This window comes from Rhizobium sp. 01L410, assembly GCF_056400165.1.
Genome location: NZ_JBFTST010000006.1, coordinates 59,336 through 74,353, shown reverse-complemented (window position 1 = coordinate 74,353; position 15,018 = coordinate 59,336). Strand labels below are relative to the sequence as shown.

General features: G+C 60.3%; 14 protein-coding genes and 1 tRNA gene. 3 read left to right on the top strand and 12 right to left on the bottom strand.

Annotation, left to right across the window (positions count from 1 at the left end; genetic code table 11):
* The 7 genes from AC1DV9_RS14625 to AC1DV9_RS14595 form a co-directional block, all read right to left on the bottom strand.
* Positions 1-834: a dipeptide ABC transporter ATP-binding protein gene (locus tag AC1DV9_RS14625; protein WP_477948658.1), complete on the bottom strand. Its 834-nt coding sequence runs from the start codon at positions 832-834 to the stop codon at positions 1-3.
* Positions 831-1,670 (bottom strand): ABC transporter ATP-binding protein, encoded by an 840-nt coding sequence (locus AC1DV9_RS14620; protein ID WP_112387668.1) that lies wholly within the window; start codon positions 1,668-1,670, stop codon positions 831-833. Before AC1DV9_RS14620 ends, AC1DV9_RS14625 begins: the two co-directional genes overlap by 4 nt.
* Position 1,671: 1 nt before the next feature.
* The gene (locus AC1DV9_RS14615) at positions 1,672-2,562 is read right to left on the bottom strand and encodes an ABC transporter permease subunit (RefSeq protein WP_112387667.1); all 891 of its coding nucleotides are present in this window, start codon (positions 2,560-2,562) and stop codon (positions 1,672-1,674) included.
* Between the two features lie 9 nt (positions 2,563-2,571).
* Positions 2,572-3,576, bottom strand: a complete 1,005-nt coding sequence (locus AC1DV9_RS14610; protein WP_112387666.1) for an ABC transporter permease subunit — start codon at positions 3,574-3,576, stop codon at positions 2,572-2,574.
* 87 nt (positions 3,577-3,663) lie between these two features.
* Positions 3,664-5,259, bottom strand: coding sequence for an ABC transporter substrate-binding protein (locus tag AC1DV9_RS14605; RefSeq protein WP_112387665.1), 1,596 nt, complete (start codon positions 5,257-5,259; stop codon positions 3,664-3,666).
* A gap of 348 nt (positions 5,260-5,607) precedes the next feature.
* Positions 5,608-6,087 carry an iron-responsive transcriptional regulator RirA gene (rirA, locus tag AC1DV9_RS14600; protein WP_112387664.1) on the bottom strand — a complete coding sequence of 160 codons (480 nt, stop codon included), beginning with the start codon at positions 6,085-6,087 and terminating at the stop codon, positions 5,608-5,610.
* Positions 6,088-6,260: 173 nt separating this feature from the next.
* Positions 6,261-7,757, bottom strand: a complete 1,497-nt coding sequence (locus AC1DV9_RS14595) for a CoA-acylating methylmalonate-semialdehyde dehydrogenase (RefSeq protein ID WP_477948656.1) — start codon at positions 7,755-7,757, stop codon at positions 6,261-6,263.
* Between the two features lie 184 nt (positions 7,758-7,941).
* On the opposite strand from AC1DV9_RS14595, the gene AC1DV9_RS14590 reads away from it, so the two are divergent.
* Together AC1DV9_RS14590 and AC1DV9_RS14585 are read left to right on the top strand one after the other, a co-directional pair.
* Positions 7,942-8,256 (top strand): putative quinol monooxygenase, encoded by a 315-nt coding sequence (locus AC1DV9_RS14590; RefSeq protein WP_477948654.1) that lies wholly within the window; start codon positions 7,942-7,944, stop codon positions 8,254-8,256.
* Positions 8,253-9,134, top strand: coding sequence for a LysR family transcriptional regulator (locus tag AC1DV9_RS14585; RefSeq protein WP_477948652.1), 882 nt, complete (start codon positions 8,253-8,255; stop codon positions 9,132-9,134). The genes AC1DV9_RS14590 and AC1DV9_RS14585 overlap by 4 nt, the downstream gene beginning before the upstream one ends.
* Here AC1DV9_RS14585 and AC1DV9_RS14580 read toward each other — a convergent pair.
* The 5 genes from AC1DV9_RS14580 to AC1DV9_RS14560 all read right to left on the bottom strand — a co-directional run bounded on the left by AC1DV9_RS14580 (position 9,129) and on the right by AC1DV9_RS14560 (position 10,988).
* On the bottom strand, positions 9,129-9,287 hold the full coding sequence (locus tag AC1DV9_RS14580; protein WP_477948651.1) for a hypothetical protein: 159 nt from the start codon (positions 9,285-9,287) through the stop codon (positions 9,129-9,131). The two genes, AC1DV9_RS14585 and AC1DV9_RS14580, sit on opposite strands and share 6 nt — an antisense overlap.
* 27 nt (positions 9,288-9,314) lie before the next feature.
* Positions 9,315-9,752, bottom strand: coding sequence for a DUF4174 domain-containing protein (locus tag AC1DV9_RS14575; RefSeq protein ID WP_477948649.1), 438 nt, complete (start codon positions 9,750-9,752; stop codon positions 9,315-9,317).
* 128 nt (positions 9,753-9,880) lie between these two features.
* Complete coding sequence (locus tag AC1DV9_RS14570) at positions 9,881-10,126, bottom strand: helix-turn-helix domain-containing protein (RefSeq protein WP_477948647.1); 246 nt, start codon at positions 10,124-10,126, stop codon at positions 9,881-9,883.
* Between the two features lie 205 nt (positions 10,127-10,331).
* A tRNA-His gene (locus AC1DV9_RS14565) sits at positions 10,332-10,408 on the bottom strand.
* Between the two features lie 130 nt (positions 10,409-10,538).
* On the bottom strand, positions 10,539-10,988 hold the full coding sequence (locus tag AC1DV9_RS14560; protein WP_477948645.1) for a phasin: 450 nt from the start codon (positions 10,986-10,988) through the stop codon (positions 10,539-10,541).
* A gap of 212 nt (positions 10,989-11,200) precedes the next feature.
* On the opposite strand from AC1DV9_RS14560, the gene AC1DV9_RS14555 reads away from it, so the two are divergent.
* Positions 11,201-14,866, top strand: coding sequence for a PAS domain-containing sensor histidine kinase (locus tag AC1DV9_RS14555; protein ID WP_477948643.1), 3,666 nt, complete (start codon positions 11,201-11,203; stop codon positions 14,864-14,866).
* The last annotated feature ends 152 nt before the right edge of the window (positions 14,867-15,018 follow it).

Genomic DNA, 15,018 nt, shown 5'->3' with positions numbered 1-15,018 from the left:
TCAGGAGGCAGCAGCAGCCTTGCGGGCCAGACGCGCCCGGATGGTTTCGACATCGGCCCGCGGCGTCGCGGCAAACAACGTCTTGGTATAGCTGTGCTGCGGATCGCTGAAGACCTGATCGCGGCTACCGTATTCGACGGCTTCGCCGAAATACATCACCATCACGTCGTCTGCCATATAGCGAACGACCGAGAGGTCGTGGCTGATGAAGACGTAAGTCAGGTTCAGCTCGTCCTGCAGGTCGGCCAGCAGGTTAAGCACCTGTGCCTGGACCGAGAGGTCGAGGGCCGAGACCGGCTCGTCGAGAACCAGAAGCCGCGGGTTCAGCATCAACGCGCGCGCGATGGCGATACGCTGGCGCTGGCCGCCCGAGAACATGTGCGGATAGCGGTTGAAGTGGATCTCCTGGAGACCGACCTTTTTCAACATCGCCATCGCCAGTTCCTGCCGTTCGGCAGCGGGCGTCTTGGTGTTGATGATCAGCGGCTCCATCAGGATGTCGCCGATCTTCTTGCGCGGGTTCAGCGAACCATAGGGGTTCTGGAAGACGATCTGCACCTTGCGGCGGATTTCCGGCGTCAGATCGCCGGCAGCGATATCCACCTTCTTGCCGTCGATCATCAGTTCGCCTGCCGTGGCAGGGTCGATCATCGTGACGATACGGGCGAGCGTGGACTTGCCGCAGCCGCTTTCGCCGACGATTGCCAGCGTCTTGCCCTGCTCGACCTTGAAGCTCACGCCCTTGACGGCATGAACGGTCTTTGCCTGCTTGAAGAGGCCGCCCGGGAGATAGTAGTCGCGGACGATAGTCTTGGCTTCGAGGACTGGCGTCATTGTGCCGCTCCCTGATTGAAAAGCTCGCCGATGGTCGGCAGGCGATCACCGGTGGCGTTGTCTGGAAGAGCGGCGAGCAGAGCGCGGGTATAATCGCTCTTCGGCGCTTCGAAGAGCGACAGGACGTCGGCCTCTTCCATCTTGCGGCCCTTGTACTGAACGATGACACGATCGGCCGTCTCAGCGACCACGCCCATGTTGTGGGTGATCATGATCAGGCCCATGCCGTGCTCACGCTGCAGACGCATCAAGAGATCGAGGATCTGCTTCTGGATCGTCACGTCGAGCGCGGTGGTCGGCTCGTCGGCGATCAGGAGCTTCGGATTGCAGGCGATCGCGATGGCGATCATGACGCGCTGGCACTGGCCACCCGACATCTGGTGCGGGAAGTGGTTGAGCCGCTCCGCCGGGTTCGGAATACCGACAGCTTCGAACAGTTCGATCGCACGCTTGCGGCGCGCGGCCTTATCGAGGCCGAGGTGGATCTTCAGAACTTCCTCGATCTGGAAGCCCACCGTGAAGCACGGATTGAGGCTGGCGATCGGTTCCTGGAAGATCATCGACATGTCCTTGCCGATGATCTGGCGGCGCTGGGCGCCGGACATGCCGAGCAGGTTCTGGCCGTCAAAGACCATCTTGTCGGCGGTGACCTTGGCGGTCCAGGGCAGAAGGCCCATGGCAGCCAGCATCGAGACCGACTTGCCGGAACCGGATTCGCCGACGATGGCGAGAACTTCGCCCGGATCGACCTTCAGAGAGACGCCGTCCACGGCGCGGAAAGCACCAGTCGACGTCTGAAACTCGACGACGAGATTTTCGATTTCGAGAAGTGCCATATCAGGACCTCTTCAGCTTGGGGTCGAGCGCATCACGCAGGCCGTCACCCATGAGGTTGATGGCAACAACGGTGATGAGGATCGCCAGACCCGGGAAAGTGACCACCCACCAGGCGCGCTGGATGAATTCGCGCGCTTCGGCAAGCATCGTGCCCCATTCGGGTGTCGGCGGCTGAGCGCCCATGCCGAGGAAGCCGAGGGCGGCTGCGTCGAGGATCGCCGCCGAGAAGGCGAGCGTTGCCTGAACGATCAGCGAGGCAAGGCAGTTCGGCAGGATGGTCTTGAACATCAGCCGCAGCGTGCCGGCACCGGCAACGCGGGAAGCCACGACATATTCCTTCTCGCGCTCGCTCATGACGGCGGCACGCGTCAGGCGGACGAAATGCGGCTGGTTGACGATCGAGATGGCGATCATCGCGTTGGTCAGGCCGGGACCGAGGACCGCGACCAGCACGAGGGCGAGCAGCAGCGACGGGAACGCCAGGATGATGTCCATCAGGCGCATGATGACGATATCGACGCGGCCACGAAAATAGCCGGCAACAAGGCCGATCAGCACGCCGGCGACAACCGACAAAGTGACGACGACGACGCCGATGAACAGCGAGAAACGTGCACCGTAGATCAGACGGGACAGGATATCACGGCCGACGGCATCGGTGCCGAGCGGATAGGTGAAGCTGCCGCCGTCCATCCAGAACGGCACCGACAGCAGCAGCTGGCGGTTCTGCTCATCAGGGGCATGCGGCGCGACGATTGGCGCGCCGATGGCGATGACCAGGATGAAGAGGAAGATGAAGAGGCCGATGACGGCGCCCTTGTTTCGCGAGAAATAGTACCAGAACTCCGCAAGGACGGATGGCTGGCCGGTTTTTGTGCTTACCGTGCTCATGAGCCGCTCCTAATGACGAATACGCGGGTTGATAAAGCCATAGGTGACATCGACGAGCAGATTGACCAGCATGATGATGCCGGCGATCAGCAGAAGACCACCCTGGACGACCGCATAGTCACGCTTGAAGACCGCATCGACCATCCACTTGCCGATACCCGGCCAGGAGAAGATCGTCTCGGTGAGGATCGCGCCCGCCAGGAGCACGCCGACCTGCAGGCCGATCGTGGTGATGACGGGGATCATGGCGTTGCGCAGCGCATGAACGCCGACGACGCGGAGGGGCTTGAGGCCCTTGGAGCGTGCCGTGCGCACATAGTCTTCGCCGAGCACTTCGAGCATTGCCGAACGCGTCTGGCGGGCAATGACCGCAAGTGGGATCGTCGCGAGAACGATGGTCGGCAGGATGAGATAGCTGACGGCGGACTTGAAGGCGCCGGCCTGGCCGGACAGCAGGCTGTCGATCAGCATGAAACCGGTGACCGGCTTGAAGAAATACATCAGCGAGATGCGGCCCGAAACGGGCGTCCAGCCGAGATAGCCGGAGAAGAAGATGACGAGCAGCAGGCCCCACCAGAAGATCGGCATCGAATAGCCGATGAGGGCGACGCCCATCACGCTCTGGTCGAACCACGTCCCTCGCTTGACCGCGGCGAAGACACCAGCGGGAATGCCGAGCGCGGCCGCCAGAATGATGGCGCAGAGCGACAGCTCGAGCGTGGCCGGGAACAGTGTGAAGAATTCGCCGAGAACCGGGCGCTTGGTAACGATCGAGGTTCCGAGATCGCCGTGCAAGACCTTACCGAGGTAATCGAAATACTGCACATACATCGGCCTGTCGAAGCCGAGATCATGCATGATCTGGGCGTGACGTTCAGGCGCCATGACTCGTTCCCCCGACAACAGCATGACGGGGTCGCCCGGTAGCAGGCGGATAAACGAAAAGGCGATGAGCGAAACGCCGAGGAACGTTGGGATCAGCACCGCAAGGCGGCCGATGAAGAAACGTAACATGGCAGGTGTCCAATAGTTTCCGGCGGTCAGGATGATCCCGACCGCCGGCCAAGCCCGGCTTTCACCGGACAGTTTACAGATTTTCTATTATTCGGAAATGTCCACGCCGTCGAAGCGGTGGATGCCGAGTGGGTCCATGTGGAAGCCCGTGACCTTCTTGCTCATCGGAACGAAGACGACAGAGTGGTCGATCGTTGCCCAAGGAGCTTCCTTCTTGAAGATCAGCTGAGCCTGCTCATAGAGCTTCGTACGCTCTGCGACGTCGGCCGTCTGCTTGGCCTTCTTCATCAGATCGTCGTAGTCCTTGTTGCACCATTGAGCGCGGTTGTTGCCGCCAACAGCGGTGCAGCCGAGCAGCGTGTCCATGAAGTTGTCCGGGTCACCGTTATCGCCGGTCCAGCCGAGGATGACGGCGCCATCACGCTTCACATCGGAGGAGAGCTTCAGGTATTCGGCCCATTCATGGGTGACGATTTCGACCTTGACGCCAGCCTTGGCGAAGTCGGCCTGCATCAGTTCAGCTGCGCGGCGTGCGTTCAGCATGTAAGGACGCGAAACCGGCATTGCCCAGATCTTCATCGAAAGATCCTTGACGCCTGCAGCTTCGAGGGCCTTCTTCGAGCCTTCCGGATCGTACTTGTCGTCAACGACGGCATCATTGTACGACCACATCGTCGGCGGGATCGGGTTCTTGGCAACGGTTGCGGCGCCCTGGAAGACTGCGTCAACGATCGCCTGCTTGTTGATCGCCATGTTCAGGGCGCGGCGAACTTCCGGCTTGTCGAACGGGGCCATCTGCGTGTTGTAGGCGAGGAAGCCGATGTTCAGGCCCGGCTGTTCGAGAACAGTCAGGTTCTCGTCCTTCTTCAGCTCGGAAACGTCAGCTGCGTTCGGGTAAGGAAGGATGTGGCATTCGCCGGCCTTCAGCTTCTGAGCGCGAACCGAAGCGTCCGTGGTGATCGCGAACACGAGATCGTCGATCTTTTCCTTGCCCTTGAAGTAGGTTTCGTTGGCCTTGTAGCGGATGACGGCATCCGGCTGGTAGGCAACGAAGGTGAACGGACCGGTGCCGAGCGGCTGCTGGTTCAGCTGAGCCATCTTGCCGTCAGCAGCGAGCTTGTCGGCGTATTCCTTGGAAACGATCGATGCGAAGTCCATGGCCAGGTCGGCCAGGAACGGCGCTTCCGGACGGTTCAGGGTGAACTTGACGGTCAGGTCGTCAACCTTTTCGATCGACTTGACGAGATCCGGGAAGCCCATGCCGGCAGCGTATTCGTAGGAACCGCCTTCGACATACTTGTTCCACGGATTGTCGGCGCGCAGCTGGCGCTCGAACGAGAAGACGACGTCGTCGGCGTTCAGGTCGCGGGTCGGGGTGAAGAAGTCGGTGGTCTGGAACTTGACGCCCGGATGCAGCTTGAAGGTGTATTCCTTGCCGTCGTCAGAGACGGTCCAGCTGTCGGCGACGCCCGGCTCGATCTCCGTACCGCCATGCTTGAACTCGACGAGACGGCTATAAACCGTACGCGAGGAAGCGTCAAAGGTCGTGCCTGCGGTGTAGAGGCTCGGATCGAAGCCTTCCGGCGATCCCTCAGAGCAATAGACAAGCGTCTTGGAGTAGGCGGCGGTGGCCATGACGGAAGCCAGGGCAGTCGCTGCCAGCAGGACAGAGAACTTTTTCATGATGTTGTTTCCCAGGTTTGTTCTTTTTGATCTTTGGAGATCGGCGCTAGTTATCCCGATCAGCGGGCCGATGGAACGATATTTATTTGCTGAAAGCAACGGCGTAGGCAGAAAATTTTTCCAGAAAACCAACTTTAGAAATTTTCGGTCAAAAATAGGCCTGAATTTGCAAGATTGAGGCACATTCGACCGCGATTCTGTCGCATTTGGTATAAATTCGCGCCTGTGGACGGCATTGGAAGCGGTTTCAACGTGCTGTGATATATCAACACTGCGTGAGCCGGAACTAAAAAGCCACGGCTACCGGGGGTAGCCGTGGCTTCATGATGACTTTCGACTATTCAAATATTAAGCAGCCGGAGCGGGTATCGCCGCCTTGCGATAAGGCTGCTCGCCGGTGATACCGAGAAGGAAATTGATCTGCGGACGCGCTTTGACGAGGTCGTCGATCGAGTACTCGGTCAATACGTCGAAGAAGGCATTCAGCGCCTTGCGAAGCGCGGAATTGAGACCGCAGCTATCGACCAGCGGGCACTCGACGGCGCCGTCCTCAAAGCATTCGGCCATGGCGAAGCTGTCTTCGGTGACGCGGACCACGTCGAACAGGCTGATGTCAGCTGCCGGCTTGCCGAGACGCACGCCGCCATTACGGCCGCGAACGGTTTCGACCAGGCCAGCCTTGTTGAGCGGCTGCAGAATCTTGAAAAGGAAGAGCTCGGACACACCATAGGCTCTGGCGATTTCCGGAATCCGGCTCAAGTGTCCGTCATTGGCAGCGCAATACATCAACATGCGAACCGCATAGTTGGTCTGCTTCGTCAATCGCATGCCGGTCTCCTGACTCGAATGGGGCTGAAGCCTATATAGTGGGTAAGATAGTTTTGAACAATTCCAAAATATGAAAATCGGAGTCACGTTTATGCGGCCCCTCGCCGCATCGTCTCAAACGAAAAACGGGCCCGCCGAGGAGCCCGTTTTCCAAGTCTTCCAGGATGATGCGCTTACTTCATCGTCGGCATGACGAACTCGGCACCGTCCTTGATGCCCGACGGCCAGCGGCTGGTGACCGTCTTGGTGCGGGTCCAGAACTTGATCGAGTCGGTACCATGCTGGTTGAGATCGCCGAAGGAGGACGACTTCCAGCCGCCGAAGGAGTGGTAGGCGAGCGGAACCGGGATCGGAACGTTGACGCCGACCATGCCGATATTGATGCGCGAGGCGAAGTCGCGGGCCGCATCACCATCACGAGTGTAGATCGCAACGCCGTTGCCGTATTCATGCTTCATCGGCAGGTCGAGGGCTTCTTCGTAGTTCTTGGCGCGGACAACCGACAGAACCGGTCCGAAGATTTCGGTCTTGTAGATATCCATGTCGGGCGTGACGTTATCGAACAGGCAGCCGCCGACGAAATAGCCGTCTTCGTAGCCCTGGAGCTTGAAGTCACGGCCATCAACGACGAGCTTTGCGCCTTCGTCGACACCCTTGTTGATCAGGCCCATGATGCGCGCCTGGGCTTCCTTGGTAACGACCGGGCCAAGATCGGCCTTGTCATCGGTATAGGGGCCGATGCGCAGGGATTCGACCATCGGGGTCAGCTTGGCGATAAGACGGTTGGCGGTTTCCTCGCCAACCGGAACAGCGACCGAGATCGCCATGCAGCGCTCGCCGGCGGAGCCGTAGCCTGCGCCCATCAGCGCGTTGGCAGCCTGATCGAGATCGGCATCGGGCATGATGATCATGTGGTTCTTGGCGCCGCCGAAGCACTGGGCGCGCTTGCCGTTCTGGGCAGCCGTGCCATAGACGTAGCGGGCGATCGGCGTGGAGCCGACAAAGGAGACGGCCGAGATATCCGGATGCGTCAGGATCGCGTCGACCGCGCCCTTGTCACCGTTGACGACGTTGAGGATGCCGGCAGGCAGGCCTGCTTCGATCATCAGTTCGGCAAGACGGATCGGCACGGACGGATCACGCTCCGACGGCTTCAGGATGAAGGCGTTGCCGCAGGCGATCGCCGGGGCGAACATCCACATCGGGATCATGGCCGGGAAGTTGAACGGGGTGATGCCGGCGCCGATGCCGACAGCCTGGCGGATCGAATACATGTCGATATTCGGGCCGGCGCCTTCGGTAAACTCGCTCTTGGCAAGGTGCGGAATGCCGATAACGAACTCGCAGACTTCAAGGCCGCGAATGAGATCGCCCTTGGAGTCTTCGATCGTCTTGCCGTGTTCCTTGGAGAGTAGTTCGGCGAGCTCGTTCATGTTCTCGTTGAGAAGCTGCACGAACTTCATGAACACGCGGGCGCGGCGCTGCGGGTTGGTGGCAGCCCACTTCGGCTGGGCAGCCTTGGCGTTCTGAACCGCTGCGTCCAGTTCGGCATCGCTGGCGAGCGCGACGGTCGCCTGCACTTCGCCGGTTGCCGGGTTGTAGACGTTGCTGGTGCGGCCGCTGGTGCTGGCGACCTGCTTGCCGCCGATGAAGTGTCCGATCTGACGCATGAAGTGCTCCTCCTGTATTTTCTCGATGGCAAACAATCGCACTTCAATTTGCACAAATCAATGAGCTGAGATAAGCAACCGTTGTGCGTAAATTAAAGTTACAAGACTGGAAAGCGGCCTTGTGAACGATAGATAGGTCCGCTTCTGCATTGGCAACCGGCATCCCAGAGGAGGCGAGTGAGCGATGAGCGAAAATCGTATCGTCAGAATAGCCGAGATCGAGGTCGATCCCCAACATCTCGAGACCTACCGCGCATTACTCGCCGAGGAGATTGCGGCATCGGTTGCCGCCGAAGAGGGTGTCTTGTCGCTGAATGCGGTGGCGATCAAAGGCAGCCCGAGCAGGATTCGTATCCTGGAGGTCTATGCCAGCCAGGAAGCCTATGAGGCCCATCTTCGGGCGCCGCATTTCCTGAAATACAAGACCGGGACGGCAGGAATGGTGACATCGCTGACACTGCTGGAGGCCGATCCGATCATGATGTGCAGCAAGCCATGAACTGGGACGATGTTCGTATCTTCCTCGCCGTCGCCCGCACCGGGCAGATCCTTGCCGCGTCGAAGCGGCTGGGGCTGAACCACGCAACGCTGTCCCGGCGGCTGACCTCGCTGGAGGAAGCTTTGAAGACGCGGCTCTTCATTCGCCGCACCAATGGCTGCGAACTGACTGCGGAGGGCGAAATCTTCCTGTCGTCGGCGGAGCGAATGGAAACCGAGATGCTGGCAGCGCAGGCCAATCTTGGCCGGACCGATACGGCGATCGCCGGTACTGTGCGCGTCGGGGCGCCCGATGGTTTCGGCGTCTCGTTTCTGGCGCCGCGCATGGGGCGGCTGATCGAGCGGCATCCGGAGCTGAAGATCCAGCTGGTGCCAGTGCCCCGATCCTTCTCGCTGTCGCAGCGCGAGGCGGACATCGCCATCACACTCGAGCGGCCGGAACAGGGCCGGCTGATTTCCGCGAAACTCACCGACTACACACTTGGTCTCTACGCATCGAAAAGCTACGCGGCGCAAAACGGCCTACCCGCAGATGCCGAGGCTTCGAAGCAGCACAGGCGGATCGGCTATGTCGAAGATCTGCTTTTCTCGCAGTCACTGAACTTCACCGGCGAAGTCATGCGCAATTGGGATGCCGCCTTCGAGATCTCCTCGGCGACGGGGCAGACGGAGGCGGTGCTTTCCGGCGCGGGGATCGGCATCCTGCATGACTATATCGCCCGGCAGCATGCTGAACTCGTCCGCATCCTGCCCGATACGTCGATCCGACGTGCTTATTGGACGACATTCCACGAAAGCGCCCGTGAACTCGTTCGCGTGCGCACCGTCTCGGATTTCCTGCAGGAACTGGTCAGTGCCGAGCGGCACATTTTTCTATAGATGCTTCGCCGGCTCTTCGTTCTCATCCGGATTGGGGTTCGGAACCTCGTCGGGAAGCCTGTCGGGTTCCGGCTCCTTGATCGGCGGCTCCGGCATCCAGCCGGGTCCCGGCATCGGCGGCTGATCGGGGATAGGTTCGTTGGGTACGGACATATCCTGCTCCTTCCGTCTCTGTTGATTTCAATTTTCTGGTTTCGTGGATTCGGCAGCGCGCATCGGCATGCTGTCTATGATGGCAAACAGCTCGCCATTGCTCACGTGTTCGCTGGCCTTGAGCTTGACCGTGCCGTCCTTGCCGATCAGTGCCGCATGAAAGGTACCGGCATCAGATACGTCGAGCGCTTCGCGCAATGCGCCGGCATCTACCGGTTCCGCCGCGCCGAAAACGGCCCTCACCGCGTTGCCTGACACCTTGAGGACGATCATGTCGCGCTCTTCGAGCGCCGGGCGATCAGCAAGCAGCTGGTTTTCCTGACGCGCGGCGCGGCTGTTGTCGCTGTCTGAGAAGATCACCAGAACGCGATTCTTCCACTGAAATTGCGAGAGGCTTGCGATTGCCGCATAGGCGGCGTTCGTCTCATCGACCTTGGTCGCGCCATATAGAAGCGTCTTCGACATTCTCGTTCTCCCGTCCGCTGATAGAACGGGTGGGAGGATCGGACGGTTCCATGGTGCAATGGAACCATGCCCCTGAAATGAAAAAAGCCGGTCAGATCGACCGGCTTTTTAGTTCGTTCCTGCGTCAGTTACATCGGAACGAAGGCAGACAACGGGACCTGCAAGGCAGCGGCAATGCGCTTGAGCTTTGCGGGGTCGGCGTTTTCCCCATTTTCAATTTCCGTAATTTCACTCGGCACGAGACCACAGGTCACCGCCAGATCGTCGATGCTGTAGCCGACGGCTTCGCGCGCACTCTTGACCTCGGCCGCGACGTTGATCGCAGACACCACAGTCGCCTTGGATTCATCCAGATTGTTGAGAGAAATGGACATGAAGTCTCCTTCGATAAGCAGCTCTGAAGTAACCCCCGGCACAAAATGGCACTGCCGCTCACATTTTGCAACGCAATATAAGAGAAAGTTTACCTGTGCCGGTACGGGTAGATAGGCGGATGGGCCTGGACGGCAAGACCGGTAGAATGTGATGGTCCCTGCTGTGCTTCAGGGTCCGCTTCGGGATCATATATAGAAGGAAAAATGGTACGGTTGGGGGGTCTCGAACCTCCGACCTCAGGTGCCACAAACCTGCGCTCTAACCAACTGAGCTACAACCGCACAATGCCGCGCTCGGCGCGACGGGGGTCACATACGAGGACTTGAAAATTAATTCAAGCCCTATCTCCCCTCAATGTACAAAAAGGCCGGACGAAGCGTCCAGCCTTTTGTTCTATGTGCCCGAAATCGATCAGGCAGCCTTGAAGGATGCCATGACCTTTTCGGCGGCTTCCTTGGAAGGCTTTGCGAGCTTTTCGGCAACCTGCTTGGAGGTTTCCTGCATCGACTTCGCCTGCTCGACTGTCAGCTCTGCCTGCTTGCGGAAGAAGGTGGTCTGGAGTTCGAAGAACTCGGCAACCGACTTGACGCCAAGAAGCGCTTCCATGTGCGAGAGAGAGTTTTCGGCATTGGTGCGGAGCGCATCAATGGCCTTGAGGCCGATCTCGACGCTGCCGGCCTGTGCCGTCTGAACGGTGGCTTCAAGCGTCTTGCCGGCGTCTTCGCCAGCGGACTTGATCTTGCCATAGGCTTCGCGCGACTGCTGAGCGCCCTTTTCAGCAAAATCGCGGAACGATTCTGCGAACTTGGACGGGTCGAATGCGGCCATTGAAAAAACGTCGTCGGTCTTTATGGTAGCCATTGGATGCGAGCTCCTTGAGTCCGGGCGTTTGACGCCCTTTAGTTTGGATAGAGCTTATATAGACCAACTTATTGTGCATTGCAACATAATTGTGCGACGCACAAGGCGTTAACCTTTCCGCCCGAAAAGGCGGCCTGAAGCTGGACCCTTTTCCGGCGCATCGTTATTAATAGACCGTTAATTAAAAGAGACCTAAGGCAACAAGGTTCCCCATGCCCGCTGTCCAGTACCCGTTCATCGACATTGCCGTGCATCAGCGGGTGCGGGAGCGTTTTTCGCGTGGCGAGGCCCTGGTGCTTTTTTCCGCCGACCTGAGCCGCCTGCTCTGGGCAAATGGCGCGGGTGCCGAGCTCTTCGGCCATTCGGCAGTCTATGACCTGCTCGACCAGGGCGTCGGTAACGGCGACATCACCTTCCGGCAGCTGGAGACGACGGCGCGGCAACTGAGCGCGACCGGCGACAGCCGCAGCCTGATGATCCGCATCGTCAAAGGCTTCCAGCGTGTTCCGGTTCAGGCAAATGCCGAGCTGATCGGGCTTTCAAGCGGCGAGCGCGCTATCCTGTTTTCTGTCCCCGTCGCCGGCAAGGCGTTGAGCCCGACCGCCTCGGCTGCGCAGATGCTACAAGGTCTCGACGATCCGGACACGCATATGGCCGTCATCGGTGCGGACGGCGAGGTCATCGCTTCCTCCCCCGGATACGCCTCGCTCGGGATCACCCAGCAGACGGCAAAGACCCTGACGGCACTCGCATCCGGCCATCCCGATCGCCTCGTCAAGCGGCCGGTCGCCACCGGCAAGGGATATCTCCCGGCCGCCGTCGGAAAGCTGAGCGACGAACCGGTTCTCAATCTGCTTTTTGCCGTAGAGACCGTGCTCGGGCATCTCGATCCGATCGACACCGCGGCTCCGGAAGAGGGCTTATCCACAGCCGCCATTAACCATATCTCTCCCGCGAAATTCGATGAGGCCCTGAGCGCCGTCGCCGGGATTGAAGAGGTCGAGGAGACGCTGGAAAGCGTTGACGAGCCAGAAGAGGCGCTCGCCGAAGAACCGCGCGCTGAGGAACTCGTCGATAGCGAACTGCAGAGCGAAACAGCAGCGGACGAGCCGGAACAGCAGGCCGCCGCCGAGCATGTGACTGACGAGACGCCCGATGAGCTGCCGGAGCCGTCCGTCGAAGCAGAGCCCGTTACGATCGAACCGCAGCCGAATGTCGTGCTTCATGACGAAGCCGATGAGGCCGTTGCAGATGACGAGCCGGCAGAGGAGACCGTGGAAACGCCGCTGATCGAAGCCGCCGCTGCAGAGATTGCAGACGAACCGGTAGCCGATGCTCCGGCTGCAATGGAATCCGTCGCCGGCGAACAGACACCTGCCGCCGCCTTCAGGTTCCAGCCGAATAGCCGGGCAACGCGTTTCGTCTGGAAGATCGATGCGCAGGGTTGTTTCAGCGAGGTATCGAACGAGTTTGCCGAGGCCGTCGGCCCGAATGCCGCCAACATAATCGGCGTCGCCTTCAGCGATATCTCCGCCCTCTTCAATCTCGATCCGGAAGGCAAGATCGCCGAGGCGCTGGAACGCCGCGATACCTGGTCCGGCAAGACGATCAACTGGCCGATCGAAGGCACAAGCCTCGTCGTGCCGGTCGATCTCGCCGCGCTGCCGACCTATACGCGTCATCGCGAGTTTGACGGCTTCCGCGGATTTGGTGTCGTGCGGCTTTCGGATGCCGCGGAAGATCCGCTGGCCCTTGGGCTGACGCTTGGGCCGGATGGTATCGGACGCGATGCCGCAAGTCTCGACCAGCCATTGGAAGACGTTCATGCCGAGGCGCCCTCGCCCGTCGAGGACGCACCGGTGGCGGCGGCCGTTGAAGAAGCGCCCGCCCCAACTGAATTGCCGGCGCCGCGCGAAGAGCCTCCGGCGCTGCGCCTTGCCGAAACACCAAGCCGCCGCCTGACCGACAAGATCGTGCAACTGCACAATGCCGGCCCGGGACTCAGTGCTTCCGAACAGGCAAACTTCCGCGAGATCGCCAAGCGGCTCGAGGCCTTCGGTGTGCGTGAAGACGGCTCTGCAGAAGACGAGCCCGCAAGTGCTGACGCGGTCGAAGCCGTGATACCGGTCGAAGAAATCCCGGTTGCGGCAAATGATTCCGTACCGCCGGACGAAGAGATCGCCGCTGTGGCGGAAGAACCCGCCGAGCCTGCCGAAACGGAGATCGCCGAAGCTGCCAGCGACGGCGAACAGCCTACGGCGGCGGCAGCTGACGGCGACAGCGATGACGACGCCACCGAAGGACTGCCGGAAACATCCTTCAGCCCGTTGGAAATGCTGAGCACCGTCATCCCGCCGCGTGTGAAGATGGTCGATGGGCTTTCCTCGGCGACCGTCGATCAGCTGCCGGTCGCCGTACTGATCCATGCCGGCGACGCGCTGATCCATGCTAATCCCGAATTCATGCGCCTGACCGGCTACACGTCTCTCGGCGAGCTGAACGAGGTTGGTGGCCTGGATGCATTGCTGCAGCGGCACGAGCTGGACGAGAATGCCGGCCGCCCTGGCGCGATGATGCTTGTCACCGCCGATGACCGCGTGGTGCCTGTCACCGCCCGCCTGCAGTCGGTTCGCTGGGAAGACGCCAGTGCGCTGATGCTGGCGCTGATGCCGGTCGAGAACAAGGACGCTCCAACCGGAAAGGCCGAAGATACGCGCCACGACAACCGCTCCGAACGGATGGTCGAGAAGGTTGCCAAGCTGCAGGTCGAAGTCGAAGAACTCCGCTCGATCCTGGAAACCGCGACTGACGGTGTGGTCGTCATCGGCGCCGAGGGCGACATTCGCTCGATGAACCGTTCGGCAAGCGCGCTCTTCAACTACGACGAAGAGGAAACGCGCGGCAAACCCTTCGTCATGCTGTTTGCGCATGAGAGCCAGAAGGCTGTTCTCGACTATCTGAATGGTCTTTCGGGCCATGGCGTTGCCAGCGTGCTGAATGATGGACGCGAAGTGATCGCCCGCGAAGCCGCAGGCGGTTTCGTGCCGCTGTTCATGACGATGGGACGGCTGACGTCCTCCAGCGGTTACTGCGCCGTCATCCGCGACATTACCCAATGGAAGCGCACCGAAGACGAGCTGCGAAACGCCAAGGGCGCCGCCGAAACGGCCAATGCCCACAAGACCGACTTTCTGGCGCGCATCAGCCACGAGATCCGCACGCCGCTCAACGCCATCATCGGCTTCTCCGACATGATGGCCGGCGAGCGCTTCGGACCGATCGGCCACCCGCGCTATATCGAATATGCCAACGATATCGGCCGCTCCGGCCGCCACGTGCTCGATATCGTCAACGATCTGCTCGACATTTCGAAGATCGAAGCCGGCGAGATGGATCTCGACTTCGCCTCCGTCGGACTCAACGATGCGATTTCGGAGGCCGTGGCGCTGGTGCAGCCGCAGGCCAACGGCCAGCGGGTGATCATCCGCACGGCGCTGTCGCATTCGGTGCCCAATGTCGTTGCCGATCTGCGCTCGGTGAAGCAGATCGCCCTGAACATCCTGTCGAATGCCATCCGCTTCACACCCTCAGGCGGGCAGATCGTCGTTTCGACCTCGTATGAAAGCAATGGAAGCGTCGTCCTGCGCGTCCGCGATACCGGTATCGGCATGACACGCAGCGAGCTCGACCAGGCGATGAAGCCATTCCGGCAAGTCTCGGCGCAGTCGCGCCACCGCGGCGACGGCACCGGCCTCGGCCTGCCGTTGACGAAGGCGATGGTTGATGCCAACCGTGCGATCTTTGCGATCAATTCGGCGCCGAACGAAGGCACGCTGGTGGAGATCACTTTCCCATCGCAACGGGTGCTGGCGGGCTGAGGCGTATCCTCGCCGGATTGAACCGCTCGAAAGCGAAAAAAGGCAGCCCGAGGTCTCTAGGCTGCCTGTAGTTTGGTGCTGTTCAACAAGGGCTTAGTCGCTCAACGTCATGTCACGGGAGCCAACGGCTCCTAGCTGCCTATCATCCACAG

Excerpts from the sequence above, each read along its gene's own strand:
- AC1DV9_RS14625 (WP_477948658.1), bottom strand. The coding sequence starts at position 834 with ATGACGCCAGTCCTCGAAGCCAAGACTATCGTCCGCGACTACTATCTC.
- AC1DV9_RS14620 (WP_112387668.1), bottom strand. The coding sequence starts at position 1,670 with ATGGCACTTCTCGAAATCGAAAATCTCGTCGTCGAGTTTCAGACGTCG.
- AC1DV9_RS14615 (WP_112387667.1), bottom strand. The coding sequence starts at position 2,562 with ATGAGCACGGTAAGCACAAAAACCGGCCAGCCATCCGTCCTTGCGGAG.
- AC1DV9_RS14610 (WP_112387666.1), bottom strand. The coding sequence starts at position 3,576 with ATGTTACGTTTCTTCATCGGCCGCCTTGCGGTGCTGATCCCAACGTTC.
- AC1DV9_RS14605 (WP_112387665.1), bottom strand. The coding sequence starts at position 5,259 with ATGAAAAAGTTCTCTGTCCTGCTGGCAGCGACTGCCCTGGCTTCCGTC.
- rirA (WP_112387664.1), bottom strand. The coding sequence starts at position 6,087 with ATGCGATTGACGAAGCAGACCAACTATGCGGTTCGCATGTTGATGTAT.
- AC1DV9_RS14595 (WP_477948656.1), bottom strand. The coding sequence starts at position 7,757 with ATGCGTCAGATCGGACACTTCATCGGCGGCAAGCAGGTCGCCAGCACC.
- AC1DV9_RS14590 (WP_477948654.1), top strand. The coding sequence starts at position 7,942 with ATGAGCGAAAATCGTATCGTCAGAATAGCCGAGATCGAGGTCGATCCC.
- AC1DV9_RS14585 (WP_477948652.1), top strand. The coding sequence starts at position 8,253 with ATGAACTGGGACGATGTTCGTATCTTCCTCGCCGTCGCCCGCACCGGG.
- AC1DV9_RS14580 (WP_477948651.1), bottom strand. The coding sequence starts at position 9,287 with ATGTCCGTACCCAACGAACCTATCCCCGATCAGCCGCCGATGCCGGGA.
- AC1DV9_RS14575 (WP_477948649.1), bottom strand. The coding sequence starts at position 9,752 with ATGTCGAAGACGCTTCTATATGGCGCGACCAAGGTCGATGAGACGAAC.
- AC1DV9_RS14570 (WP_477948647.1), bottom strand. The coding sequence starts at position 10,126 with ATGTCCATTTCTCTCAACAATCTGGATGAATCCAAGGCGACTGTGGTG.
- AC1DV9_RS14560 (WP_477948645.1), bottom strand. The coding sequence starts at position 10,988 with ATGGCTACCATAAAGACCGACGACGTTTTTTCAATGGCCGCATTCGAC.
- AC1DV9_RS14555 (WP_477948643.1), top strand. The coding sequence starts at position 11,201 with ATGCCCGCTGTCCAGTACCCGTTCATCGACATTGCCGTGCATCAGCGG.